Raw genomic sequence first — 24,014 nt, 5'->3', positions numbered from 1 at the left:
GGAATTCTTCAACACCGGTCCAAGTTATCGCGTCGATTTCCGCGCCGGCGCGCGGCCCGCCGATCGACGCGGCCCGCGCGGGCGCGAAAGCCCGCCCCGCGCCGAGAACAGCAGGTAGTCGCGCCGCGGTCCTGCGGGCCGTGAGAACCACGGCCCGGCAACCCCTTTCGATGCCCGCACATGCGGGCGTGCCTCGGGTGGTCATCGGCCGCCGGCGTGCGAGCGGGCCCACGTCGCCACATCGCCGCGGTCGAGGGCCACCGACAGTAGATCGGGAAAGCGGTCGGGAGTGCACGCGAAGGCGGGGACTCCCAGTGCGGCGAGGGCGGCGGCGTTGTCGTGGTCGTAGGCGGGTGCGCCCTCGTCGGAGAGCGCCAGCAGCACCAGGACCTGGACGCCGGCCTCCTTCATGGCCGAGACCCGTCGCAACATCTCGTCGCGGATGCCGCCCTCGTACAGGTCGGAGATCAGGACGAACAGGGTGTCGGCGGGCCGGGTGATCAGTTGCCCGCAGTAGGCGATGGCCCGGTTGATATCGGTCCCGCCACCGAGTTGTGTGCCGAACAGCACATCCACCGGATCCGACAGTTGCTCGGTGAGATCCACCACCGCCGTGTCGAAGACCACCAGTGAGGTCTTCAGTGAGCGCATCGACGCGAGCACCGCACCGAAGACGGAGGCGTAGACGACGCTGGCCGCCATGGATCCCGATTGGTCGATCGCGAGCACCACCTCCCGCCGCACCGCCTGCGCCTTACGCCCGTAACCGACCAGCTGCTGCGGCACCACCGTGCGGTGTTCGGGCAGGTAGTGGGCGAGGTTGCGGCGGATGGTCCGGTTCCAGTCGATATCGCGCAGCCGAGGACGAGACACCCGGGCCGCGCGGTTGAGCGCACCGGACACCGCCGCGACGGTGCGCGCGGCGAGCCGGCGTTCGATATCGCGCACCACCTTCTCCACCACGACTCGTGCTGTGGCGCGGGTGGTTTCGGGCATCATGCGGTTCAGGCTGAGCAGGGTGCCGACGAGCTGGACGTCGGGTTCGACCGCCTCGAGCAGTTCGGGCTCGAGCAGCAGTTGTGTGAGTTGCAGACGGTCGATGGCGTCGCGCTGCATGACCTCGACCACCGTCGACGGGAAGTAGGTGCGGATATCACCCAGCCACCTGGCGACCTTCGGCGCCGAACCGCCCAGGCCGGCGGCGCGCTTGTCCGACGGGGTGTGTTCGTCGCCGTTGTAGAGCGCCGACAACGCCCGGTCCATCGCCGCGTCCTCGGCCGCGGCGAGCCCGCCGAGCCCTTCCTCGGCGGGAGCGCCGAGAACCAGCCGCCAGCGCCGGGCCTGCGCCTCGTCCGATTCGATCCGTGTCATCGTCGGCTCCTCTTCGCTCGAATCATCGTGCGCCTACCAGGATTTCGGTCGCCGCGTGCAGAGCCAGGATGCCGCGAGCGGCGTCCGGCCCGGGGCGGTCGCGCTGCGGTGCGGCCACCGGCGTCCCGTCCCGGACGGCGCGGGCGATGGCCTGGCGTTCTCCCGCCTCGAAGGCGCCGAAGGTCCGCCGCAACAGCGGCAGCGTCGCGACGAACTGCTCCTCGTCCAGCTCCCGCAGCCAGGAGTCGATGCGCCGCAACAGGTCTCGGTCGTGGACGAGCAGCAGGCCGCGTCCGCCCAGGAAACCGTCGATCCACGCGGCCTTCTCCGCCGGGCTGTGGCCGATCGACAGCGCCGCCGACAGCCGGCGCGCGGCCTCGGCATCGGCGATGATTCCCGCGTCGCAGAGCAATCGGACCGCGCGACCCACCAGCGCCCCGTGCACATCGTCGCGGTCGGCCAGCAGGCCCAGTGCCGCGAGCCAGGACCGGGTGGCGTGCGCCTCGTCGCGGGTCGCGATGGCGACGTGGGTGGCATCGATCAGGCCGCGCAGCTGCGTGGCGGCATCGGTGTCGAGACCGGTGACGGCGCCGGGCAATCCGGCACAGATGCGCAGGAGCAGGCCGTCGGCTACCCGCGCCAGTGCGCCCACATCGGTGCTGCGGACGTCGCCGTAGCGCAGTGCGCGGATCAACCCGGGCAGCGCGGCGAGCAGGTGGGTGACGTCGTGATCCAGCGCGGCCACCGCTTCCAGGCGAGCGACCAGACCGTCCACCGCGCCGCCGAGGTCGGCCAGCAGCGCGGTTTCCAGGGCCGCGCTGATATCGGCGACCGTGGCGTCGGCGGCGCCGGCTCGGTCGAGGATCTTCGCCTCGGCCGCGGTGCGGATGGTGGTACCCCAGCGCGACGCCTCGATGACCGCGACCGAGAGGCCGGGTTCCCACCGCAGCGCCCAGGATTCGCGGAAGGTGCCGGTATTGCGCACCTCGCCGGTCATCGGTGTGCCCCAGTCGATTCCGAGCAGTCGCAGCCGATGCAGCAGATGCGACCGTGCCACATCGCGGTCCTTGCGCAGATCCAGGTCCACCTGCTGGGCCAAGGCCTGCTGTTTGAGCCGGAGGGTGCGCGACTGCGCGCGCAGGTCGGCATCCAGCGGGACGGTCGGCGTGCTCTCGGGCACCGAACCGAGCGCCTCGCCGACGACCAGTTCGCTGCTGACGAACCGCAGCATCGACTCGTCGCCTTCGCAGAGCACCGACCGCGTGGCATCGGTGACCTCGGACAATCCCGGTGCGGGGCGCCCGCGCAATGCGGCCAGCGTCTCGGCCAGTCGTACCGATTCGATGATGTGCGCACTGGACACCGGCAGGTCGCGGGCACGCAGCGCACCGGCCACCCGGGTGAACCAGCGCGCGATCGGTTCGTCGGTCCGGGTGAACAGGTGGTGATACCAGCCGGGTGAGGTGATACCGGCGCCGTATCCGGACGAGCCGGCCAGCCGGGAGTGGGTCCACGGTACCCAGGTCAGTGTGGCCTTCACCTTCGGCAGGCCCTTGAGCAGACGGGAATCGGCCGCCGCCGGACCGAGTTTGCCCGCCAACGCCGGGGCATGCCATGCCCCGCAGACCACCGCGATCCGGCGCGCACCGCTCTTGAGCGTCCGGCGGATGACCTGTCGCATGTACGCCTCGCGCTGCAGGGTACGCAGGTCGATACCGCCGGGCAGGAGCTCGGCCCGTGTGAATGAATCCTGTTGTGGCGCAGCATCTCCCGCGTCGTCGATCGTGCCTGCGTCGTCCCGATCCGGGGTGGACGGTGCGGGCGCCTCGGCTGCCCGGAGTGCGGCCATGGCCTCGGTGATGGCATCGAAGATCTCGGTGCCGTCCCCGGTGGGAGTCGACGACGATTCGATGACGGCGTCCCACCACCGCTCCGGATCGTCGTATCCGCCCGCGGCGGCCAGCGCGGCCAGCGGATCACCGCTGTCACCCGGTTCGGTGTCGAGGGCGAGGGTGGTGGCGGCCGGGAGATCACAGAAGCTCACGGGCACAGCGTGTTCGGACGCGTACCGTAGCGCCTGCCATTCCGGGGAGAACACCGCGAACGGCCAGAACGCCGCCCGCGACGGCTCGTTCGGAGCATAGGCCAGCAGTGCCACCGGTGGTGCCATTCCCTCGGCGGCGACGTACGCGACCAGCGGATCGGCGTCGGCCGGGCCTTCGATCAGGATCGCATCCGGACGGAAACGCTCCAGCGCCCACGACAGCGAGCGCGCCGACCCGGGGCCGTGATGGCGGATCCCGAAGATCTGCGTTCGCGGCTCGTCGAGCGCGACGGCTTCGCCGCTCATCCGTGCACCTCACGGCAGGCGCGGTAGAAATCGGACCACTCCGGGCGTTCGCGGACCACGGCCTCGAGGTACTCGGTCCACACGACGGCGTCGGCGACCGGATCCTTGATCACCGCGCCGAGTACCGCGCCGGCGACATCGCTCGCGCGCAGCACCCCGTCCCCGAAATGAGCGGCGAGCGCGATGCCGTTGGTGAGCACCGAAATCGCTTCCGCCGTAGACAATGTGCCCGACGGCGACTTCAATTTGGTCCGGCCGTCCTCGGTGATGCCGGAACGCAGTTCACGGAAGACCCGCACCACGCGCCGCACTTCCTCGGCGGCGGCCGGAATCGGCGGCAATTGCAGTGCGGCGCCGAGTTGTTCGACCCGCCGGGTGACGATCGCGACCTCGTCGTCCTCGCCGGCGGGCAGCGGCAGCACCACGGTGTTGAACCGGCGGCGCAGCGCGGAGGAGAGTTCGTTGACGCCGCGGTCGCGGTCGTTCGCGGTCGCGATGACGTTGAAGCCCTTGGCCGCCTGCACCTCGATACCGAGTTCCGGTACCGGCAGCGTCTTCTCCGACAGCACGGTGATCAGTGCGTCCTGCACATCGGAGGGAATGCGGGTGAGCTCCTCGACCCGGGCGATCGCACCGGTGCGCATCGCGGTCATGACCGGCGAGGGCACCAGCGCGCCGTCGCTGGGTCCTTCCGCGAGCAGGCGCGCATAGTTCCAGCCGTATCGGATCGCCTCTTCGGCGGTTCCGGACGTGCCCTGCACCAACAGCGTGGATGCGCCGCTGACTGCCGCCGAAAGATGTTCCGACACCCAGGTTTTCGCGGTGCCCGGTACGCCGAGCAGCAGCAGCGCGCGATCGGTCGCCAGCGTCGCCACCGCCACCTCCATCAGGCGTCGCGGCCCGACGTACTTCGGGGTGATCACCGTGCCGTCGGGCAGGGTGCCGCCGAGCAGGTAGGTGACCACCGCCCAGGGCGACAGGCGCCATGACGGTGGACGCGGACGGTCGTCGACGGCGGCGAGGGCTCGCAGTTCGTCGGCGTAGGCCTGTTCGGCATGGGGGCGCAGCAGGTCGGCGGGCGGGTTCTGGGTCGTGGTCATGCCAGCTCCTCGAGCATCAGGGTGCGTTGGGTCAGATCGTCGGCGAGGCGGTCGAAGGCGCTCTGCCAGGATGGGTCCGCGCAGCGGCGGGCGGCGACGGACACCGCCGCGACCGCGCGGACCGGGAAATTGATCGCGGCACTGCGCAGCAGCGTGCGATAGGAGGCGGGCGACAGCCCGGCCGCTCCGGGACGGGCGGCGGCCAGATGGGCCCGATCGAGCAGCAGCCGGACCAGATGTTCGGCCAGCGGCTGGGGCCACGGCCGCGGTAACGCCGAGACCAGCAGTTCCAGTTCGGCCAGCCAACTGCTGTCCAGACCGCACAGGTACCGTACGCGCCGGTCGACCGGCAGCAGCGCGAACAACTGCTGCCGCAACCGCGGATCCGCGCCCAGGGTCGGCGTGGTGGTCAGCACCTCGAACAGCGGCGTCGCCCAGCGGGAATCACCTTGTGCGAGAGCCGCTTCCGACCAGCCTGCGGCGACCGGTCCGAGGATGTCGTCGGGCAGCCGCAGCGCGGTGGCCGCCTCCGCAGAGCCGCACAGTTGTTCCCAATGGCGCAGCGGGGTGGCGGCCATCAGGCGGCGCAGCCGTTCGGCATCCACGTCGGCCCCGCCGTCGCGGCGGTAGGCCACCGGGTCGAGCCGGTCGCCGAGTCCGTCGCGGCGGGCCGCGTCGTCGAGATCGTGCGGCAGGTGCGCCTCGAGCGCGCCGGAGCGGATGATCAGCCACCGGCTCGCGCGTTCGCGCATCCGTTCCGCGAAGGCCGAATCCGGCAGGTGCGCAAGGAGATCGGCGGCGGTACGGCGAACCTCGGGCCGCGCGTCGTCGAGGGCGGATTCGAGCAGTGGCTCGTCGTCGGGCCCGACTCCGGCGGCCAGGACCGCCAGCAGTTCGGCTCGGCCGCGTGCCGGTTCCCGGCTCCAGGTGTCGGCCAGAGCTCGCCGGGCCGCCGCGGCGTCGCGGGCGCGCAGGGCGGCCAGCCAGCTCCGGCGTTCGGCGGGCCGGCCGTGCGTCCACACCTCGGGATCGTCGTCGCCGGTCCGCAGCAGCGGTCGCCAGCGTGGATGCAGCGCCGCCAGCCAGCGACCCCGGGCGCCCGCCAGGCGCAGCAACGGACCTCGGAGAGCGGCTTGGCTTCTCGCGGTCTCGAGCAGTGTGGCGCAGAGTGCGTCGGGCGCGCGCGGATCGCCGGGCAGTGCGGCCTCGAACCATTCCGCGAGCATCGGCGAGCCGTCCGCCAGCAGATGTCGCAGCCGCTGCGCCGCCGCCCGCGGCAACCGGTCGCGATCGTCGTCGGCGGCCGGGGCGAGCAACTCGGTGCGGGCCGGTCGCACCCCGCCGCGGTGGTACAGCTCCTGGAGCGCTACCGCACCCAGCACGGCGTGTTCCGGAGTGTCGGCGCGAGCGGCCGCGGTCACCGCATCGGCCAGGCCGGCGGGATCGAGGGTGCGTCGGGCGGTGCCCAGCAGCGCGACCGGCACCACCGTCTCCGACGATGCCGGGACCGCGGTGCCGGGGGTCGGCACATCGGTGAGCGATTCCGTCTCGACTCCGACGAGCTCGCCGGCCACCAGCGCGGAGACGGGGATCAATCCGGCCGCGGTCCACTCACCGACCACCGTCACGGGATGACCGCCCGACAAGCCGATCAACTGCCACGGCACCTCGGCGGTCGCGGCGAGCGGCACCGCCGTGCCGTCCGGTTCGGCGAGAAACCAGCCGGCCGAACCCGGGCTGGGGACCACATCCGCCAGCAGCATCGGCCATCCCCGCAGCCACGGGTCGGCGCCCAGCGCCCGCGCGTGGGCCTCGAGTTGGCCGGCGATGGACGCCGATTCCGACACGATGGTGGTGAATGGTTCGGGTTCGCCGTGGCGGATGCCCCGGACCGCGCGCAGCGGCATCGCCCCCGGATAGAAGTGCAGGTCCGCCTCGACCATGGTGCCGGGAATCGGCAGCTCGCCCGGGAAACTCGCACTGCCGAAGCTGTGATCGAGCACATGCGCCCAGCGTTGGGTGGCTCGCCCGAGCAGCAGAGTGCGGCGGGTGAAGACCCGTTCCTCCTCGGTGATGCGCACCCCCAGCACCATCCACCGGTCGCGGATCGCGGGCTCGCCGCCGCGGACCTCCTCGGCCTTGGCCGGATAGCCGATATGGGCGCGCACCCCGGCGGCCAGCGCGGGCGGCAGTTCGTCGAGCCGCCGGTGCGCGCCGATCAGCAGGTGCAACCGGGCGTATTCGCTGAGCAGAATCGCCGGCCACTGTTCGACGCCGAGCATGCGGCGCGGCAGTTGCCGCAGGGCTGCCGCCACCCCCGGCGCTTGGGAGTCGACCATCCGGGCGGCCACCGCCTCCAGCGCCGCGGCGGAATGGTCGGCCTGGGCCAGGCCGGTGCGGATCTGGTCGCCGAGCCAGATGTCGAGATCGTCGAGTCCGGTGGTGACCCGCGCCCGCCGCTGGTCGAGCGTCGCCTGTTTCGTGCCGCGGGCCGCCGGTTCGGCCGGTTTCGCGGCGCGCGCGACCCGGCTCGCCAGCCATTCGGCCGCGAAGTCGGCGGGCGTGTCGGCCGCCGGGACCGTGCCCTGCGACCACAGCAGCAACAGCGACAACGCATGTTTGCAGGGAAATTTCCGGCTGGGGCACGAACAGCGGTAGGCGGGGCCCGACAGGTCGACGATCGTCTGGTACGGCGTGGCGCCGCTGCCCTTGCACCGCCCCCACAGCGCACCGCCGTGGGTGCCGGTGCCCACCCACGCGGCGGTGAGCTTGCGCGCGGCGCTCACCGATGCGGTGTCGGGCGCCAGGGCCAGCACATTGTCGGCGGTGACGGCGTAGGTCGCGGCCGGAGAGGTCGTCACGTGTTCCCCCGTTCGTTCGGTACCCCGGATTTGTACCCGAGCCCACCGACAAGATCGCGCGGGCGCTCTTCCGGGCCATCGGCCGAACGACGGCGCCCGGGTTCGCTCGTCGGTTGCGAACGAATTCCCCTGGCGCGGAATGTCATTGCAGAATCAAGCACTGTTGTGGTTGATCGTGATCTCTGGCATTCTGATCTGTTCGGTTGAACCGAGCCACCCGTGAGGGGTGTAACCCGTGGAACTGCCCGGCCGGGACGGCCGAGGGGTGGCCATCGGGCGGTTCGACCGTTCGATGGCCATGCGTCCCGCCCGGGCCGGTTCTCCGGTAGCGTTCGCCACGACGAGTCGTGCGCGAGGGCCGGGAGGGGCAGTGGGGCAAGAGCAGGGGGAGGTCGCGCCACGCCTGCGTGAACTGGTTTCGGCACGGCTGCAGGCAGATCCGGCGGTGAGCCCGGAGGTAGCGCAGACGGTGCTGGCGGCGTTGGGGGAGTCCGCCGAGGAGAGCGACGCCGGGCCGCGGTCCGGAGTGTTCCTGAGCGCCATCCGTGTTCGCGGCTTCCGCGGGATCGGCGGCGAGGCGGTCCTGCGGATCGCGCCCGGTCCCGGTCTGACGCTCGTGGTCGGTCGCAACGGGTCGGGCAAGTCGAGTTTCGCCGAGGCCGCGGAACTGGCACTCACCGGCGTCAATCGGCGCTGGGAAGGCAGATCCGCGGTCTGGCGCGACGGCTGGCGAAATTTGCACTGCGACGAGACCCCTCGGATCGCCGTCGACCTCGTCGCACAGGAACGAGGCCCGTTCACGATCACGCGTACGTGGGCCGAGGGCGACGAACTCTCGGCCGGTAGCTGGACGGAGCGCGAAAACGACAGCGACAGTGCCGAATTCCGCCCCGAGGACTGGGCCCGGGCTCTGGAGCTGTATCGGCCGTTCCTGTCCTACAGCGAACTCGGCGCGGTGGTCGACGGCCGTCCCAGCGATCTGTTCGACGCCCTTCACCGGCTGCTCGGGCTCGACGACATCAGCGCCGCACTGGATCGGACCCGCACGCGCCGAATCGAATTGGAACGCGCCGCGAAACAGTCCCGGGACGGCCGGCAGGCCCTGCTGGACGAACTGCTCACCGTCGCCGACGAGCGTGCCGAGCGCGTCGCCGAGATGTTGCGCGCGCCCGCGCCGGATCTGTCCGCGGTCGCCCGCGAACTCGCCGGCGCCCGCCACGACCCCGGCGGTGTCGCGGCACTGCAGGCTGTCGCACGCCTGCGCATACCGGCTTCCGCGCAGGTCGAGTCGGCCACCGAGGCGGTCGAGCGCGGCACCGCCGAACTGCTGGAGCTGGCGACCGGAGATCTGGACGCCGAACTCCGCGTGGTCGACCTGCTGCGTGGCGCTCGTGAACACGCGGAGGGCGGTGAATGTCCGTGCCCGGTCTGCGGCCACGGTCGTCTCGACGTGCGATGGCAGCGCGAGGCGACAGCCCGGATCGAGGCCGTCGAGCGGCGCGCCGCAGTGCTCACCACCGCCCGGGCGGCGCTGGGTGAGGCGATCGCCGCGGCCCGGTCGCTGATCGAACCCGTTCCGCCGGAACTGGAATCGACCATCGCCGCGCCCAATATCGATCCCGCGGACACCCGTCGAGCCTGGTCGAGCTGGTCCGCCCTGCTCGAGGTCGAAGCGGGCGCCACCCTGGCCGCCCGGATGCGCGGCGCGCACGCCGAACTCGCGGTGCGGCTGGAGGTGTTGCAGCGGGCCGTGCACAAGGAACTCGATCGCATCGACGCGGTCTGGACGCCGCTGGTCCCGCGCATCGCGACCTGGCTGCACGAGGCCCGGCTGGTCGCCGCGGCCGAGGCCGAGCTGCGTACCGTCCGCCGCGCCGAGGACTGGCTGAAGTCGGCCGCGGCCGGCCTGCGCGACGAACGCCTCGCCCCGCTGGCCGAGCACGCCCGGCGCATCTGGGGCGGGTTGCGTCAGCGCAGCAATGTGGATCTCGGCGCGATTCGCTTGCAGGGCAACGCCGGAGCCAGTCGCAAGGTGCTGCTCGACGTCACCGTGGACGACTCGGGCGCCGCCGCTCTCGGAGTGATGAGTCAGGGCGAATTGCATGCGCTGGGCCTGGCCCTGTTCCTGCCGCGAGCCACGGTGGCCGAAAGCCCGTTCGGATTCGTCATGATCGACGACCCGGTGCAGGCGATGGATCCGGCGAAGGTCGACGGACTCGCCCGGGTGCTGGCGGCGGTGGCGCGCAGCGGACGCCAGGTGATCGTGTTCACCCACGACGAGCGGCTGGCCGAGGCGGTGCGCCGATTGCGTTTGGACGCAACGGTTCTCGAGGTACAGCGGCGCGAGCATTCGCGGGTGGAGGTGCGCGCGGTCGAGGATCCGGTGCAGCGCTACCTCGGCGACGCGCGGGCCCTGCTGCGCACCAGGCAGCTGCCGAAGGCGATCGCGACCGAACTGGTCATCACCTGCTGCCGATCGGCGATCGAGGCGGCCGCATTGGCCCGCGCCCGGCGTGAACTGCTGGCCGCCGGCATCGACCATCGCGAGGTGCAGCGCCGCGTCGATCGGGCACGCACCACGTGGGAGACGGTCGCCCTGGCGGTCTTCGGTGTACCGGACCGGGTCGACGATCTGAACGACTATCTCGATCGGGAGGCGCCGTGGGCCCGCGCGGTGGTGCGTGATGCCACGGCCGGTGCGCACATCCGCATCCAGCGCCGCTCGGGCGATCTGATCTCGGGGACGAAGAGATTCGTGACATGGCTGAATCCGTGAGGCCGACCGTGGCACAGCGCTTGGCGGCGGCCGCGGAACTGCTCGACGGCACGGTCACCGATGCGGGTGGCCTGTGGTCCCGGGCGACGGTGTGGATCCTGCGGATCGCGCTGGAACAGTCGGTGGACCGGCTGTGGGCGCGGGTGTCTCCGCCGCTGGCCCGATGCAGCATGCGTGCGCAACTGCTGGCGCTGGACAGCTGCGCCGGTCCCGAACTCGCGGGCCGCGTCGGCGGACTGTGGGCGACGCTGTCGCGGGCCGGTCATCACCTCGACTCCGAACCCGCGCCGACCCTGCACGAACTGCGCGACTGGTACGACGAAACCACCCGGCTGGCCGAGGAACTCGACCGCATCGGCCGCGCGGATGTACCCGCCGTGTTCGGCCGCGGCCGGAACCGGTGAATTCCGGGCGGCGATAATCGTGCGATGGCCGACACCTTTCCTGAGCGCCCGGACGACACCGACCGCTGTCCGTGCGGCAGCGGCGAACAGTTCGGGCAGTGCTGCGGCCCGCGCCTGGACGGCACCCGCCCGGCGCCGACCGCCGAAGCGCTGATGCGGTCGCGCTATACCGCCTTCGCCGTCGGCGATCGCGACTATCTGCTGCGGACGTGGCATCCACGGACCCGGCCGCGGCGCCTGGCCCTGGATCCGGCGCAGCGCTGGATATCGCTGCAGGTCTTCGGCACCGAGGCGGGTGGCCTGTTCGACGACGCCGGAGTGGTCGAGTTCCGCGCCACCTATCGATACGACGGCAGGCGCGGCGTACTTTCCGAGTGCAGCAGATTTGCTCGTGTCGACGGTCAGTGGGTCTACGTCGATGGAGATATCGAATCGTAATCGGCTCGTAAAGAGTCGCCAGTGCTCTCCTACTACCATTACGGCAATACATTTCCGATTAGAACAGATAGCGAAGGAGTTGCCTCAAAGTGGACGGCCGCGCGGTGACTACCGGGAACCCGGTCCCTCACTAGGGTCACCGCATGGCACGAATCGCGATCGAATATTGCACGCAATGCCGGTGGTTACTGCGGGCCGGATGGATGGCTCAGGAGTTGCTGAACACCTTCGGCACCGACCTCGACGAGGTGGCACTGATCCCCGGAAGCGGCGGAGTCTTCCGGATCACCGTCGACGGTGAGCAGATCTGGGAGCGCAGAGCCGACGGTGGCTTCCCGGATATCGCCGGACTGAAACAGCGCGTGCGCGACCGCATCGATCCCGACCGCGACCTCGGCCACATCGATCGAGGCTGACGCGGTACGAATGATCTCGGACGTACTCTCGGTTACAGGGAGTACGAGGAGGTGCGAGATGAGCACTCAATTCTTCGAGGCGACTCCGGTCGAGGACACTGCCGGACCCGTCGCCCACACGACCAGCGGTGCGGTCCGCGGATTGCGTACGGGATCCGTTCACGTGTGGCGCAGCATCCCGTATGCCGCGGCGCCGGCGGGCCCGAAGCGGTTCGCGCGGCCGGAACCGCCCGAAGCCTGGTCGGGAGTGCGTGACTGCACCGAATTCGGCGAGATCGCACCGCAGACCATGGGCGATATGGTGCCCGTGGACTCGGGGCTGCGCATGGGTGAGGACTGCCTGTGGGTCAATGTCTGGGCACCGGCCGCCGAACCGGTGCAGCCGCGTCCGGTGATGGTCTGGTTGCACGGCGGCGCCTACTGTCTGGGCACGGCCGCGCAGGCGATCTACGACGGCCGCCGGATGGTCGAGACGGGCGACGTGGTGATCGTCGCGGTCAACTATCGGCTCGGCGCGCTCGGCTTCCTCGATCTGTCCTCACTGGGCGACGGGTTCGTCGCCAATCTCGGCCTGCACGACCAGATCGCGGCACTGGAATGGGTGCGCGACAATGCCGCCGCCTTCGGTGGTGATCCGGGTAACGTCACCGTCTTCGGCGAATCCTCCGGCGCGGGATGCGTGACGGCGCTGCTGACTTCGCCGCGGGCCGCGGGCCTGTTCCACCGCGCCATCGCGCAGAGTCCGCCGGCCACCACCGTCTTCGGTCCCGACCGGGCCGCCGGGGTGGCGAGCCGCTTCCTGGAATTGATGGACCTGCCGCCCGAACGTGCCCGGGAACTGCTGGAATGCCCCATCGAGCGGATCGTGGACGCGGCCGGTGTCCTGCTCGACGAGGTGCCCCTGCAGTCGCCGGGACGGCTGGCCGCGGCGCCGGTGGTGGACGGCGATCTGCTGCCCACCTATCCGACCGACCGCTTCCAGCAGGGCCGCTCGCATCGCGTACCGCTGATCATCGGCACCAACAAGGACGAGGCGTCGCTGTTCCGCCTGTTCCGCTCGCCGATCATGCCGGTGACACCCGATGCGGTGAACGCGATGCTCAATGCGGTCGCCGGAGAACATCCCGGGCTCTCGCACGAGCGCATCGCCGAGATCACCTCCGCCTACCCGGATCTGGCCAAGACGCGCGGTGCGCTGGCGATGTCGACCGATGCGGCGTTCCGGATGCCGGCGCACTGGGTCGCCGACGCGCATTCCCGGCACAGCCGCACCTGGATGTATCGCTTCGATCAGGCCACGCCGATGCTGAAGGCGGCGCGCGTCGGCGCGGGTCACGCCACCGAATTGCCGTACATCTTCGGCAATTTCGGCTCCTTCGATCACGATCCGACCTTCTGGCTGGGCGGTCGCAAGGTCGCGAGCGAGGTGTCGGGCCGGATGATGCGGCGCTGGCTGGCCTTCGCCGAACACGGGGTGCCCGCGGCGCTGGACGGCTCGAAACATTGGCCGCCCTACCGCGAATCCACCCGCACGACACTGGTCGTCGACGCCGCGGACCGGGTGCTCGACGATCCCGACCACGATCTGCACACCGCCTGGGGTGACCAGGCGGTCGGCTTCAGCTGAGCCGGCTCAGACGCCGCTGGGCTGTTCGGCGCGCTGACCGAGCAGCACCGGCAACCGGCTGTAGCCGTGCAGGGTGAACAGCGGCCGACGCTGCGGGCGACCGGCCAGCACGAGATTCGGGAAACGTTCGAACAGCGACCGCAGCGCGTAGGTGCCCTCCATCCGGGCCAGGCTGGCGCCCAGGCAGGCGTGGATACCGCTGGAGAACGTCAGGTGATCCTTGGCGTTGGCGCGCGTGACGTCGAAGCGGTGCGGTTCGGCGAACACCTTCGGGTCGCGATTGGCGCCGGACAGCGACAACACCACGGTGCTGCCCTCGTGCACCGTGATACCGGCCAGCTCCACCTCGCGCCCGGCGATGCGGCCGGTGTTCTGCACCGGTGCGTCGAAGCGCAGAATCTCCTCGATCGCGTTGGGCCACAGCTGCGGATCCTCGCGCAGCCGGTCCAGCTGATCGCGATGGGTCACGAGCTGGACGATGCCGTTGCTGATCAGATTGACCGTGGTCTCGAATCCGGCGCCCATCAGCAGTGTCGCGGAGGCCTTCAGTTCGGTGTCGTCCAGCGTGCCGGAGCTCACCAGACCGGACAGGATGTCCTCGCCCGGCTCGCGGCGTAGCCGCGCGATGTGCTGGTCGAGGTAGTGGTCCATCTCCACGATCGCCGCCGACGCGCCGCGGGTGGTGCGCCAGCTGATGCCGATATCGAGCATCGGCGAGACGGCGTCACCCCAGGCCAGGAAGCGGTCGCGGTCGGCATCGGGGAAGCCCAGCATCTCGGAGATGATCGCGATCGGCACCTGCGAGGCGAAGTCGGCCACCAGATCCGCCGAACCGCCGGAGGGCAGGGCGTCGAGCAGTTCCGTGGTCACCGATTCGACGCGGTCGCGCAGCCGGGCGATCGCGCGCGGCGTGAATGCCGAGGCCACCGGTTTACGCATCCGGGTGTGGTCGGGCGGGTCGATCACCAGCATCGACGGCGGCTGCACCGGATTGGGTGGCAGCGTCGCCAGATCCATCAGCGGCCGCAGCGGTCCGGGCACGAAACCCTCGGCCGCCGCGACCTTGAACGTGGTGTCGCGCAGTACGGTACGGACCAGCTCGTAGTCGGCGGTTGCCCAGCCCAAGGGAGAGTGCACCAGCCGTCCCTGGGCGCGCAGGGATTCCAGCAGCGGTATCGGATCCTGGAGCGCCTCGGGGCTCGACATCAGTTTCGCCAGGGTCTCGCCGCGGCGGGCATAGGTCTTCAAGGCCAGCCGGGGCGTGCCCTGTACCACCAACCACCGAAACCAGTACTGCGGCTTCATCGCCATCCCCGTTCGTCGTCCGGTTCGCTGACACCCACACTACGGAGTGGCGGGCGTCCCGAAAACGGACTGCGGGTGGATCGCCGTGCCCTACCGGGGTAGGAGATCAGGACCGGCGCACGGTGACGCGTTCGGTGCCGATCCGGTGCTCGAGCCGAGCCGGATCGGGGGCGGTCACCTGCACCAGTGAGGCTCCGGCCGCGTATACCGCGAGCAGCCCGTCGATCAGGTGGGCGGTGGTGTCCCAGTCGGTGGTCGACAGCACCCGGTCGCTCGCGCCGAATCCCTGCCGTTCGGCCGAGGCCCGGGCCGCTGTCACGGTCTCGGCGACCGTGGCGCCGTCGAGGGCGGCGCCCGCGCCCGCCGGGTGGAACTGGTCACCGTGCCCACGCACCGACGTGGCGTAGTCGGTGATGCCGACCGGCAGATCGGCGACCGGCATACCCATCGGATCCAGCGACAGCGCGGCCACCTCGGCGATATCGCCGGCCTCGTCGATGCGCGCGGCCGAGACCAGCGCGAGTTCGGCGTCGGTGTCCGGTCGCAGCACCACCTCGGTGCCGGCCCACCAGCAGCCCAGCAGGACCGCGGCCGTCTGCCAGTGCGCGGGCAGCAACACCGATACCCGCGCGCCCGGGGCGAGGCCGAATTCGTCGCGAATCATATTGGCGGTCTTGGCCGCCCAGTTCGCCAGCGTCAGCCCGGACAGTTCGATGCGGGCGCCGGTGCTGTCGTCGTAGTGGGTGATCCGCGGCGCCGCGGCGTCGCGGGCGAGGATCGGGCCGAGCAGGGCATCGGTGAGAGTGTCGTTCAGTTCACGCATTTCGGTCCGTTCTGGCCGGCGTCGATGGGAGGCGCGGGCGGCACCGGTGTCGCGGTGCCCGAGGCCGGCGAGGTTCCGGACATGTCGAACAGACTGCCGGCCGCCGAGCCCGGACCAGAGTAGTCATCGGCGAGCACCACGCGCACCGCACCCTCGGGCACATCCTGTTCGGCGACCACGGTCAGGCCGCCGAGTGCCTCGGCGACCGCCTTGGCCTTGGGGTCGGAACTCGCGGCGGCGAGCACCCGGCTGCTGCGCACCGGCGCACCCGGCCAGTTCCCGACGGTTCCGGTGTGAAAACCCTTCCCGGTCAGCGCCTGTGCGACCTGACCGGCCAGACCGCCGGTGCTGCCGGCGTTGTAGACGTCGGCGGTGACCGAACTCGGCGCCGCCGCGCGGTCGTCGTCGTGATCGTCGGTGGTGGCGCCGACCGCCGCCGCGACGTAGGACTTCACCGATTTCGGGTCGACCTTCACCACCGATTCGCCGTCGGCGGTGGTTCCGTCGAGATCCTGCACCGGAACGGTCTCGAAATTCACCTTTCCGCCGGACAGATCCTGCAGCTGATGCATGAACGCCACCACATCCCAGTCCTCGTCGAGCACGATCGTGCGCCCGACGGCATCGGCGAGTTCGCGCAACTTCCCGGGATTGGCGAGGATTCGGGCGTTGAGGGCCTTGTTCACCAGCGAGGCCATGAACACCTGCTGGCGCACGATGCGATCCAGGTCGCCGCGTGGCAGATCGTGGCGCTGACGCACGAAACTCAATGCCTGCGCCCCGTCGAGCCGTTGCTGTCCGGCGGGGAAATCCGCACCCGAGAGCGGTTCGTCGACCGCGTTGTTCAGGCAGACGTCCACCCCGCCGACGGCATTGGTGAGCAGCACGAATCCGAGCAGGCCCACCTCGGCGTAATGGTCGACGGTGACTCCGGTGAGATTGGCGACCGATTTGATGAGTGCCTGCCGGCCGGCCTGGGTGGACTTCTGCTCGATCTGGGAATCCGAGAGGCCCTGCGCGGCGAATTTCTGCCGCGCGTTCTCCTTGGTCGCGCCGTAGGCGGAGTTGATCTTGCCCTTGCCGATACCGGGGATGTCGACATAGGAGTCGCGGGGAATCGAGATCGCGGTCGCCGACCGGCCGTCGTTGGGCACCCGGACCAGCACGATGGTGTCGGTGTTGGTGCCCACCTCGTCGCCGGCGTGCAACATCGCCCGTTCCTGATCGCTGAGCGGATTGCCGTGCGCGTCGGTGCGGCTATCGATACCGACCATGAGGATGTCGACCGCACCGTCGTGGCCGCCGCCGAGTCCCAGGTTGCCGATCCGCTCGATGCCGGAGATCAGGGAATCCACGCTGTGCCAGCCGAAGCCGGTGACGATGAACACCACCGCCGCCGCGGCCACGGCGAGCAGCCGCCCGGGACGATTCACCCCGGGGCTCGAACTCGGGCGGACGCCGCGAGCTCGCGGGATGCGGCCGCCGGGCAGTGGTGCTCCGGCGCCGCGGGGCGGCGACGACGCACTTCTGTTCTGCGGCACTCCGTATTCCTTTTCCACGCTCGATCGACCCCCGTTCGAGAATCTGCCCGCGTAGCCCACCGCCTCCGATACCGGTGGCGTACCGGGGAGTTCCCGGATTCGAGGCTATCCAACCAGTGCGCCCGCACCGCTGAACCGCTGTTGGCGTGGCGTGCCAGACTTGCCGGATGAGTCCCGATTCCCAGTCCCGGCTCGTGATCACCGGCGCCGGCGGACAGCTCGGCCGGGCGCTGCGCACGGCGGCGCCTGCGGCACTCGCCCTGGGCCGTGCCGATCTCGACATCACCGATCCCGAAGCCGTGCGCGCCGTCGTTCGCCCGGGCGATGTGGTGCTCAACTGTGCCGCCTATACCGCCGTCGACGCCGCCGAGTCCGAGCACGACGCGGCGTACGCGGGCAATGTCACCGGGCCCGCGGTACTCGCGGCCGCCTGCCGCGTGGCCGGCGCGCGCCTGATCCACATCTCCACCGATTACGTCTTCGACGGCACCGCGTCGGATCCGTACGAGCCGGACGATCCGACCGGCCCGGCAAGTGTGTACGGCCGTACCAAACTGGCCGGTGAGCAGGCCGTGCTCGGCGAATATCCGCAGGCCACGATCGTCCGCACGGCATGGGTGTACACCGGCGACCGCGGCGACTTCGTGGCGACGATGCGACGGCTCGAGGCCGAACGCGAGACGATATCGGTCGTCGACGACCAGATCGGATCGCCCACCTACGCACCCGATCTGGCGCGTGGCCTGCTGGAACTCGTTGCGCGGCAGCCGATTCCGGGGGTGCTGCACGCGAGTAATGCGGGCGCGGTCAGCCGCTTCGGGCTGGCGCGGGCGGTGTTCGCCGAACTCGGGGCCGATCCCGAGCGGGTGCGGCCGTGCGGTACCGCCGACTTCTCGAGTCCTGCGCGGCGCCCGGCATATTCGGTGCTGTCGAATCGAGCATGGGCGCAGGCCGGTCTCACGCCGTTGCGGGAATGGCGGGCGGCGTTGGCCGATGCGCTGACTCGCCTGTCGGATCGGACGCAACCGTGATCGTTGCTGCTCGCCGCCGCGTGAACCGGCGCCCGTGAGCCGCGACGCCGGCCGTCAGACTGATAAGGCCCTGTGGGTGGTTGTGCTCGGGTGCCTACTCCGGCCTCTCACCCATTAGGCTGGCCTTCCGTGAGCGCTTCGGATTCAGCCCCTTCCGCGGACCGTACCCCTCAGCTGGCGGTGGTCACCGTAACCTATTCGCCGGGCGAGCATCTCGACCACTTCATCAGCACACTCGCGACCGCCACCGCGGAGAAACCGCAGGTGATCCTCGCCGACAACGGCTCGACCGACGGCGCTCCCGAGCTGGCCGCGGAGTCCAACGAACACGTCACACTGCTGCGCACCGGTGGCAACATCGGCTACGGCGGCGCGGTGAACCGGGCGGTCGCCGAACTCGATCCCGATATCGAATACGTGATCATCGCCAATCCGGACGTGCGCTGGGGCACCGATTCCATCGATCACCTGCTGGCCGCTGCCCGGCGCTGGCCGCGCGCGGGTGCGCTCGGGCCGCTGATCCACGAGCCGGACGGCAGTATCTATCCCTCCGCGCGCCGGGTGCCCGGCCTGCTCGACGGCGCCGGCCACGCGATCCTCGGCACGATCTGGCCGGGTAACCCCTGGACCCGGCGGTACCGGCAGGAGAACGAGGAGATCGCCGAGCGCACTGTCGGCTGGTTGTCGGGCTCGTGCCTGCTGGTCCGGCGCGACGCGTTCGACAGCATCGACGGCTTCGACTCGCGCTACTTCATGTACATGGAGGATGTCGACTTCGGCGACCGGATGGGCAAGGCCGGCTGGCACAACGTCTTCGTGCCGACCGCCGAGGTCACCCATGCCAAGGGCCACGCGGCCGGGCGGCATCCGGAGACCATGTTGCCCGCCCATCACGCCTCCGCCTATCGTTTCCAGGCCGACCGCCATCCGCACTGGTGGCAGGCCCCGCTGCGATGGGCGTTGCGGGCCGGACTTGCGATTCGCTGCAAACTTGCGGTTCGATCTGCGCTGCGCGAGCGCGACCGCTAAGCGCAGCGATAACGCGTGGACCGAACCTGAAAAAGGGGAAGACTGATGCCGGACAATTCGGGAGGGAGCGCGGGCGTGGACACCGCAACTGACGCCGTGATCCTGGTCGGTGGCCAGGGCACGCGGCTGCGCCCACTGACGCTCTCGGCGCCGAAACCCATGCTGCCGGTCGCCGGTCTGCCGTTCCTGCACCACCTGCTGGCCCGGATCGCCGATGCCGGCATCACCCATGTGGTGCTGGGCACATCGTTCAAGGCGGAGGTCTTCGAGGAACATTTCGGCGACGGCGCCGAACTCGGCCTCGACCTCGAATACGTCACCGAGACCGAACCGCTGGGGACCGGCGGCGGTATCCGCAACGTGCTGCCGAAGCTGCGCGCCGACAACGTGATGGTCTTCAACGGTGACGTCCTCGGCGGCGCCGATCTGGGGGCCGTCCTCGACACGCACGCCTCGACCCGCGCCGATGTGACGCTGCATCTGGTCCGCGTCGGTGATCCGCGCGCCTTCGGATGCGTGCCCACCGACGAGACCGGCCGGGTCACCGCCTTCCTGGAGAAGACCCAGGATCCGCCGACCGACCAGATCAACGCCGGCTGCTACGTCTTCCGTCGCGAGTACATCGAGAAGATCCCGAGTGGCCGCCCGGTCTCGGTCGAGCGCGAGGTGTTCCCGTCGCTGCTGGCCGAGGGCGCCCACATCCAGGGGCATGTCGACGCCTCGTACTGGCGGGATATGGGAACGCCGGAGGACTTCGTGCGCGGGTCCGCCGATCTGGTGCGCGGGATCGCCCCCTCGCCGGCGCTGCCGGGTCAGCGCGGGGAATCGCTGGTCCACCCCGGTGCCGGTGTCGCGCCGGGTGCGCTGCTGATCGGCGGCACGGTCGTGGGACGCGGCGCCGAGGTCGGCGCCGGTGCGCGACTCGACGGTGCGGTGCTGTTCGACGGCGCCCGGGTCGAGGCCGGCGCCACCGTGGAGCGCTCGATCATCGGATTCGGTGCGCGCATCGGGCCGCGGGCGCTGGTCCGCGATGCGGTGATCGGTGACGGCGCCAGCGTCGGCGCCCGCTGTGAGCTGCTGCGTGGTGCCCGCATCTGGCCGGGCGTGGATCTGCCCGACGGCGGGATCCGCTTCTCCACCGACGTCTAGGCCCGGCGATCGCCGGACGCTGCCGGCCCGTGCTGTGAATCGGCCTGTGCTGTGGATCGACAAGGCCGCCCGTGCATTCGCGCGGGCGGCCTTGTCGTAGCTGCCGGAAGGATGTCGAACACTGGTACCGCTGACTATTGCGGGACGGCGGCGGCCGGGACCGTTGCCACGGCGTTCCGGGACGCCGTCGCCGCCGAACGCTCGCGGATGAGCAGCACACCGGTCGCGGCGACCAGGGCTGCGGTCAGACCGTGCACACTCAGCGCGGTGGTCACCGAGCCGTGATTGTTCAACACCGTGAGCATGTCGCCGACCGGGGTCACCGCGGTGGCGAGCATCGCGACGCCGAGCGCGAAGCGCTGCCGCGTCAGCAGCAGCGCCAGGAGCACCACGCCGGAGCTGATATCGCGGACCCCCTTCAGTGTCATGAAGGCCGCCGACTCTCCCTGCGGCCAGGCCGGAAGCCCGAAGCCGGGTGCCATGGAGTTCGGTGTGAGGACGTAGCCGAGGCCGATGTACAGGATGAAGGCGACGCCGATCAGGACGAGGGCGGTGGCGAGGCGAGTGCGCGTCATTGTCTTGCTCCAAAATCTAGCGTTGCTAACCGATGAGATAAGCGTAAGCGGCAATCGCTAACTTGTCTAGCGTTGCTAGAATTTAGGTATGACGGTTCAGGAACGCAAGGAACGCGAACGCGCCCAGCGCCGGCAGGCGATCATCGACAGTGCGCGTGAACTGGCCGAATCCGACGGCTGGGATGCGGTGACCGTGCGCCGGCTCGCCGAGCGCATCGAATACAGCCAGCCCGTGCTCTACAGCCACTTCTCGGGAAAACGGGCAATCGTCTCGGCCGTGGCCGAGGAGGGGATCGGCCAGTTGCGGGATGTGCTCCGCGCCGCCCACGAGCAGGCCGACGGCCCCGGTGCCGCGATGGAGGCGGTCGCCCGGGCCTATCTGAATTTCGCGGCCGACAACGCCGCCCTCTACGACGCCATGTTCGTCCTCGACACCGAACTGCCCTTCGGTCTCGACGCACCCCAGACCCTGCGCGACTGCTTCGAGGAGCTCGAGCGGTTGTTCCGCCCGCTGGTCCCCGAAGCCGACACCGGGGCCTACACCGAGGTGTTCTGGAGCACGCTGCACGGGATGGCGGCGCTGGACCGCAGTCATCGCCTCCGCCCGGACCTGTGGGAACAGCGCATGGACGTGCTCATCCGCTGGGCCACCCGGAGTTGATGCCCTGAGCCCCTCGGTTTTCGGACCCTACAGTGGTGATCATGGCGGATGCGGTGGTGGTCGGCTCCGGGCCCAACGGTCTGGCCGCGGCGGTGCTACTGGCCCGCGCGGGACTCGAGGTGGAGGTGTTCGAAGCCGCGGATAGCGCCGGGGGCGGCTGCCGTACCGCGGAGCTCACCCTGCCCGGATATCACCACGACGTGTGCGCGGGCGCGCATCCGATGGCGCTGGCATCCCCGTTCTTCCGCGCCTTCGATCTCGGTGCGCACGGCGTCGAATTGGCGACTCCCGCGATCTCCTACGGACATCCGCTCGACGGCGGGGTGGCCGCGTCGGCCTGGCGGGATCTGGACCGGACGGCTGAGGGGCTGGGCCGCGACGGTGCGACGTGGCGGCGCCTGTTCGCCCCGCTGGTGCGAGAGTGGGAGGCGGTGGTGGAGCTGGGAATGTCGGACCTGCGCCGTATTCCTCGTGATCCGTTGTCCGCGCTGCGCTTCGGCCGCCGACTGCTCGAGCAGGCATCTCCGCTGTGGGACCTGCGTTTTCGCGAGGAACGTGCGGCGGCACTGTTCACCGGGGTGAGCGCGCACGCCATCATGCCGCCGCGGCAGTTCTCGGCGGCTGGTGTGGCGTTGCTGCTGGGCACCCTCGGCCATGTGGGTGGCTGGCCGATTCCGCGTGGCGGCTCGCAGGCGATCGTCGATGCGCTGATCGCCGATCTGGAAAGCCACGGCGGGCAAGTCCACACCGGGCACCGCGTCGATTCACTGGACGAATTCGCCGGTGTGCGAACGGTTCTGCTCGACACCGCGCCCACGGAACTGCTGCGGATCGCGCGAGTGCCCACGGCGTATCGAAACCGGTTGCAGCGCTATCGATTCGGCGGCGCGGCATGCAAGGTGGATTTCGCTCTGTCCGGCCCGGTGCCGTGGCAGGCGACGGAGCTGGCGGCCGCGGGCACCGTACATGTCGTCGGCACGCGAGCCGAGGCGATGGCCGTCGAACGTGTCGTCGCGTCGGGCCGGCACGCCGAGCGGCCGTACGTTCTGGTGATCCAGCCGGGCGTCGTCGACTCGTCCCGGGCTCCCGGCGGCAACCATACGCTCTACGCCTATGCCCACGTACCCAACGGGTCCGGCCGCGACGTGAGTCCCGACGTCATCGCGCAACTCGAACGCTTCGCCCCCGGCTTCCGCGATCTGATCCAGGCCACCCACCTGCGTCCGGCAGCACGCATGCCCGCGCACAACGCCAACTACGTCGGCGGCGATATCGCGGCCGGTGCGATGACCCTGGCGCAGACGATCTTCCGCCCGACTCCGCGCTGGAACCCTTATGCCACCCCGATTCCCGGTGTGTACCTGTGCTCCGCGGCGACGCCGCCGGGTCCCGGCGTGCACGGCATGTGCGGCATGCACGCCGCGACCCGTGCCCTGCGCGAGCAGTTCGGCATCCGCATCGACCCGGCCGTCCTGCTCGGCGCGCTGTCCTGAACCGGAATCCCGCGCGCCGCCATCGGACCGGAGCGGCGATCCTCAGTGCTCGGGCATCCGCCGCCGCGGTCTACACCGGCTGGGTGCGGTACAAATCAGGCTCGATGTACATGACCCGGGCGGCGGGGACGGCCGCCCGCACCCGGGCTTCGGCGTCGTCGATCGCGGCGGCGATATCGGCGATCTCCAGTCCGGGCACGATCGACACCTTCGCCGCCACGAGCATCTCCTCCGGGCCGAGGTATTCGGTGCGCAGGTGGATGACCCGGTCGATGCGCTCGCCGTCGACCAGCTTCGCGCGGATCGCCGCGTCCTGTGCGGGGGTCGCGCCCTCACCGATCAGCAGGCTCTTCATCTCCACGATCAGCACGACCGCGATGGCACCGAGCAGCAGGCCGATGCCGAGGGTGCCGATGCCGTCCCAGATGGCGTTGTCGGTCACCACCGTCAGAACCACCGCGGCCAGCGCGATCAGCAGACCGATGAGGGCGCCGGTGTCCTCGAGCAGCACCACGGGCAGTTCCGGGCTGCGCGAGTTGCGGATGAACCGCCACCAGCTCGCACCCTCGCGCAGCGGTGCGGACTCCCGCATCGCGGTCATGAAGCTGTAGCCCTCGAGCGCCGCCGCGATGGCCAGGATCACGATCGCCACCAGGGGGGAGGTCAATTCCTCCGGATGCTGGATCTTGTGCACACCTTCGTAGATCGCGTACATCGAGCCGAGGGAGAACAGCACCAGCGCCACGACGAACGAGTAGAAGTAGCGGTTACGTCCGTAGCCGAACGGATGCAGATCATCGGCCTCCTGCTCGGCACGCTTCTGCCCGAGCAACAGCAAACCCTGATTACCGGTGTCGGCCACCGAGTGCACGGCCTCGGCCAGCATCGATCCGGAACCGGTGATCGCGGCGCCGACGAATTTCGCCACCGCGATACCGGCATTCGCGCTCAACGCCGCGAAGATCGCCTTCTTCCCGCCACCAGCAGACATGGTGCAGCCCCGGTCCTTTCGTCCCCGGCGCACGCCGGTAGATGTCCGATTTGTTCGATCAATCTACTAAAGC

At 70.1% G+C, this 24,014-nt stretch carries 19 protein-coding genes; 10 read left to right on the top strand and 9 right to left on the bottom strand.

Annotation, left to right across the window (positions count from 1 at the left end):
- Positions 1 to 201: 201 nt before the first annotated feature.
- The 4 genes from C8258_RS09615 to C8258_RS09600 are packed head-to-tail and all read right to left on the bottom strand — an operon-like array spanning position 202 to position 7,682.
- Complete coding sequence (locus C8258_RS09615) at positions 202 to 1,371, bottom strand: VWA domain-containing protein (protein WP_106954841.1); 1,170 nt, start codon at positions 1,369 to 1,371, stop codon at positions 202 to 204.
- A 22-nt stretch (positions 1,372 to 1,393) separates the two neighbouring features.
- Positions 1,394 to 3,721, bottom strand: a complete 2,328-nt coding sequence (locus C8258_RS09610; protein ID WP_106954840.1) for a DUF5682 family protein — start codon at positions 3,719 to 3,721, stop codon at positions 1,394 to 1,396.
- Positions 3,718 to 4,821 carry an AAA family ATPase gene (locus tag C8258_RS09605; protein WP_106954839.1) on the bottom strand — a complete coding sequence of 368 codons (1,104 nt, stop codon included), beginning with the start codon at positions 4,819 to 4,821 and terminating at the stop codon, positions 3,718 to 3,720. Before C8258_RS09605 ends, C8258_RS09610 begins: the two co-directional genes overlap by 4 nt.
- On the bottom strand, positions 4,818 to 7,682 hold the full coding sequence (locus C8258_RS09600; protein WP_106954838.1) for an SWIM zinc finger family protein: 2,865 nt from the start codon (positions 7,680 to 7,682) through the stop codon (positions 4,818 to 4,820). Before C8258_RS09600 ends, C8258_RS09605 begins: the two co-directional genes overlap by 4 nt.
- A 370-nt stretch (positions 7,683 to 8,052) precedes the next feature.
- On the opposite strand from C8258_RS09600, the gene C8258_RS09595 reads away from it, so the two are divergent.
- From C8258_RS09595 to C8258_RS09575, 5 genes are all read left to right on the top strand, one after another.
- Complete coding sequence (locus C8258_RS09595) at positions 8,053 to 10,458, top strand: AAA family ATPase (RefSeq protein WP_233224969.1); 2,406 nt, start codon at positions 8,053 to 8,055, stop codon at positions 10,456 to 10,458.
- Positions 10,443 to 10,862: a hypothetical protein gene (locus C8258_RS09590; RefSeq protein WP_106954837.1), complete on the top strand. Its 420-nt coding sequence runs from the start codon at positions 10,443 to 10,445 to the stop codon at positions 10,860 to 10,862. Before C8258_RS09595 ends, C8258_RS09590 begins: the two co-directional genes overlap by 16 nt.
- 24 nt (positions 10,863 to 10,886) lie before the next feature.
- The gene (locus C8258_RS09585; protein WP_106954836.1) at positions 10,887 to 11,300 is read left to right on the top strand and encodes a YchJ family protein; all 414 of its coding nucleotides are present in this window, start codon (positions 10,887 to 10,889) and stop codon (positions 11,298 to 11,300) included.
- 143 nt (positions 11,301 to 11,443) lie between these two features.
- Entirely contained in the window at positions 11,444 to 11,716 is a 273-nt protein-coding gene (locus tag C8258_RS09580) for a SelT/SelW/SelH family protein (RefSeq protein WP_106954835.1), read from the top strand.
- A gap of 58 nt (positions 11,717 to 11,774) precedes the next feature.
- Positions 11,775 to 13,343: a carboxylesterase/lipase family protein gene (locus tag C8258_RS09575; RefSeq protein ID WP_106954834.1), complete on the top strand. Its 1,569-nt coding sequence runs from the start codon at positions 11,775 to 11,777 to the stop codon at positions 13,341 to 13,343.
- A 6-nt stretch (positions 13,344 to 13,349) separates the two neighbouring features.
- Here the strand turns inward: C8258_RS09575 and C8258_RS09570 are convergent, their stop codons facing one another.
- The 3 genes from C8258_RS09570 to C8258_RS09560 form a co-directional block, all read right to left on the bottom strand.
- Positions 13,350 to 14,648, bottom strand: a complete 1,299-nt coding sequence (locus tag C8258_RS09570; RefSeq protein ID WP_106954919.1) for a cytochrome P450 — start codon at positions 14,646 to 14,648, stop codon at positions 13,350 to 13,352.
- Between the two features lie 106 nt (positions 14,649 to 14,754).
- Positions 14,755 to 15,471: a TIGR03089 family protein gene (locus C8258_RS09565; protein ID WP_106954918.1), complete on the bottom strand. Its 717-nt coding sequence runs from the start codon at positions 15,469 to 15,471 to the stop codon at positions 14,755 to 14,757.
- Positions 15,459 to 16,904, bottom strand: coding sequence for an LCP family protein (locus C8258_RS09560; RefSeq protein ID WP_199195648.1), 1,446 nt, complete (start codon positions 16,902 to 16,904; stop codon positions 15,459 to 15,461). Before C8258_RS09560 ends, C8258_RS09565 begins: the two co-directional genes overlap by 13 nt.
- A gap of 275 nt (positions 16,905 to 17,179) precedes the next feature.
- Here C8258_RS09560 and rfbD point away from each other — a divergent pair, with 275 nt between their 5' ends.
- The 3 genes from rfbD (at position 17,180) to C8258_RS09545 (ending at position 20,221) form a co-directional block, all read left to right on the top strand.
- Entirely contained in the window at positions 17,180 to 18,043 is an 864-nt protein-coding gene (gene rfbD, locus C8258_RS09555; RefSeq protein WP_106954833.1) for a dTDP-4-dehydrorhamnose reductase, read from the top strand.
- 129 nt (positions 18,044 to 18,172) lie between these two features.
- Entirely contained in the window at positions 18,173 to 19,072 is a 900-nt protein-coding gene (locus tag C8258_RS09550) for a glycosyltransferase family 2 protein (protein WP_106954832.1), read from the top strand.
- A gap of 75 nt (positions 19,073 to 19,147) precedes the next feature.
- Positions 19,148 to 20,221, top strand: coding sequence for a sugar phosphate nucleotidyltransferase (locus tag C8258_RS09545; protein WP_062995279.1), 1,074 nt, complete (start codon positions 19,148 to 19,150; stop codon positions 20,219 to 20,221).
- A 134-nt stretch (positions 20,222 to 20,355) separates the two neighbouring features.
- Here C8258_RS09545 and C8258_RS09540 read toward each other — a convergent pair whose 3' ends face one another.
- A complete protein-coding gene (locus C8258_RS09540) occupies positions 20,356 to 20,796 on the bottom strand; it encodes a DUF4267 domain-containing protein (protein ID WP_106954831.1) in 441 nt (146 codons plus the stop codon).
- Between the two features lie 88 nt (positions 20,797 to 20,884).
- On the opposite strand from C8258_RS09540, the gene C8258_RS09535 reads away from it, so the two are divergent.
- Together C8258_RS09535 and C8258_RS09530 are read left to right on the top strand one after the other, a co-directional pair.
- Positions 20,885 to 21,457, top strand: coding sequence for a TetR/AcrR family transcriptional regulator (locus tag C8258_RS09535; RefSeq protein WP_106954830.1), 573 nt, complete (start codon positions 20,885 to 20,887; stop codon positions 21,455 to 21,457).
- Positions 21,458 to 21,498: 41 nt separating this feature from the next.
- On the top strand, positions 21,499 to 22,950 hold the full coding sequence (locus C8258_RS09530; protein ID WP_106954916.1) for an NAD(P)/FAD-dependent oxidoreductase: 1,452 nt from the start codon (positions 21,499 to 21,501) through the stop codon (positions 22,948 to 22,950).
- A gap of 70 nt (positions 22,951 to 23,020) precedes the next feature.
- Here the strand turns inward: C8258_RS09530 and C8258_RS09525 are convergent, their stop codons facing one another.
- Positions 23,021 to 23,941: a cation diffusion facilitator family transporter gene (locus C8258_RS09525; RefSeq protein ID WP_106954915.1), complete on the bottom strand. Its 921-nt coding sequence runs from the start codon at positions 23,939 to 23,941 to the stop codon at positions 23,021 to 23,023.
- Between the last annotated feature and the right edge of the window lie 73 nt (positions 23,942 to 24,014).

It is taken from the genome of Nocardia sp. MDA0666, from assembly GCF_003023875.1.
Classification (GTDB): domain Bacteria; phylum Actinomycetota; class Actinomycetes; order Mycobacteriales; family Mycobacteriaceae; genus Nocardia; species Nocardia aobensis.
This window is presented reverse-complemented; position numbering and strand designations above follow the sequence as displayed.

Coding starts and splice junctions, on each gene's coding strand:
- C8258_RS09615 (WP_106954841.1), bottom strand. CDS start 1,371: ATGACACGGATCGAATCGGACGAGGCGCAGGCCCGGCGCTGGCGGCTG.
- C8258_RS09610 (WP_106954840.1), bottom strand. CDS start 3,721: ATGAGCGGCGAAGCCGTCGCGCTCGACGAGCCGCGAACGCAGATCTTC.
- C8258_RS09605 (WP_106954839.1), bottom strand. CDS start 4,821: ATGACCACGACCCAGAACCCGCCCGCCGACCTGCTGCGCCCCCATGCC.
- C8258_RS09590 (WP_106954837.1), top strand. CDS start 10,443: ATGGCTGAATCCGTGAGGCCGACCGTGGCACAGCGCTTGGCGGCGGCC.
- C8258_RS09585 (WP_106954836.1), top strand. CDS start 10,887: ATGGCCGACACCTTTCCTGAGCGCCCGGACGACACCGACCGCTGTCCG.
- C8258_RS09580 (WP_106954835.1), top strand. CDS start 11,444: ATGGCACGAATCGCGATCGAATATTGCACGCAATGCCGGTGGTTACTG.
- C8258_RS09575 (WP_106954834.1), top strand. CDS start 11,775: ATGAGCACTCAATTCTTCGAGGCGACTCCGGTCGAGGACACTGCCGGA.
- C8258_RS09570 (WP_106954919.1), bottom strand. CDS start 14,648: ATGAAGCCGCAGTACTGGTTTCGGTGGTTGGTGGTACAGGGCACGCCC.
- C8258_RS09565 (WP_106954918.1), bottom strand. CDS start 15,471: ATGCGTGAACTGAACGACACTCTCACCGATGCCCTGCTCGGCCCGATC.
- rfbD (WP_106954833.1), top strand. CDS start 17,180: ATGAGTCCCGATTCCCAGTCCCGGCTCGTGATCACCGGCGCCGGCGGA.
- C8258_RS09540 (WP_106954831.1), bottom strand. CDS start 20,796: ATGACGCGCACTCGCCTCGCCACCGCCCTCGTCCTGATCGGCGTCGCC.
- C8258_RS09535 (WP_106954830.1), top strand. CDS start 20,885: ATGACGGTTCAGGAACGCAAGGAACGCGAACGCGCCCAGCGCCGGCAG.
- C8258_RS09530 (WP_106954916.1), top strand. CDS start 21,499: ATGGCGGATGCGGTGGTGGTCGGCTCCGGGCCCAACGGTCTGGCCGCG.
- C8258_RS09525 (WP_106954915.1), bottom strand. CDS start 23,941: ATGTCTGCTGGTGGCGGGAAGAAGGCGATCTTCGCGGCGTTGAGCGCG.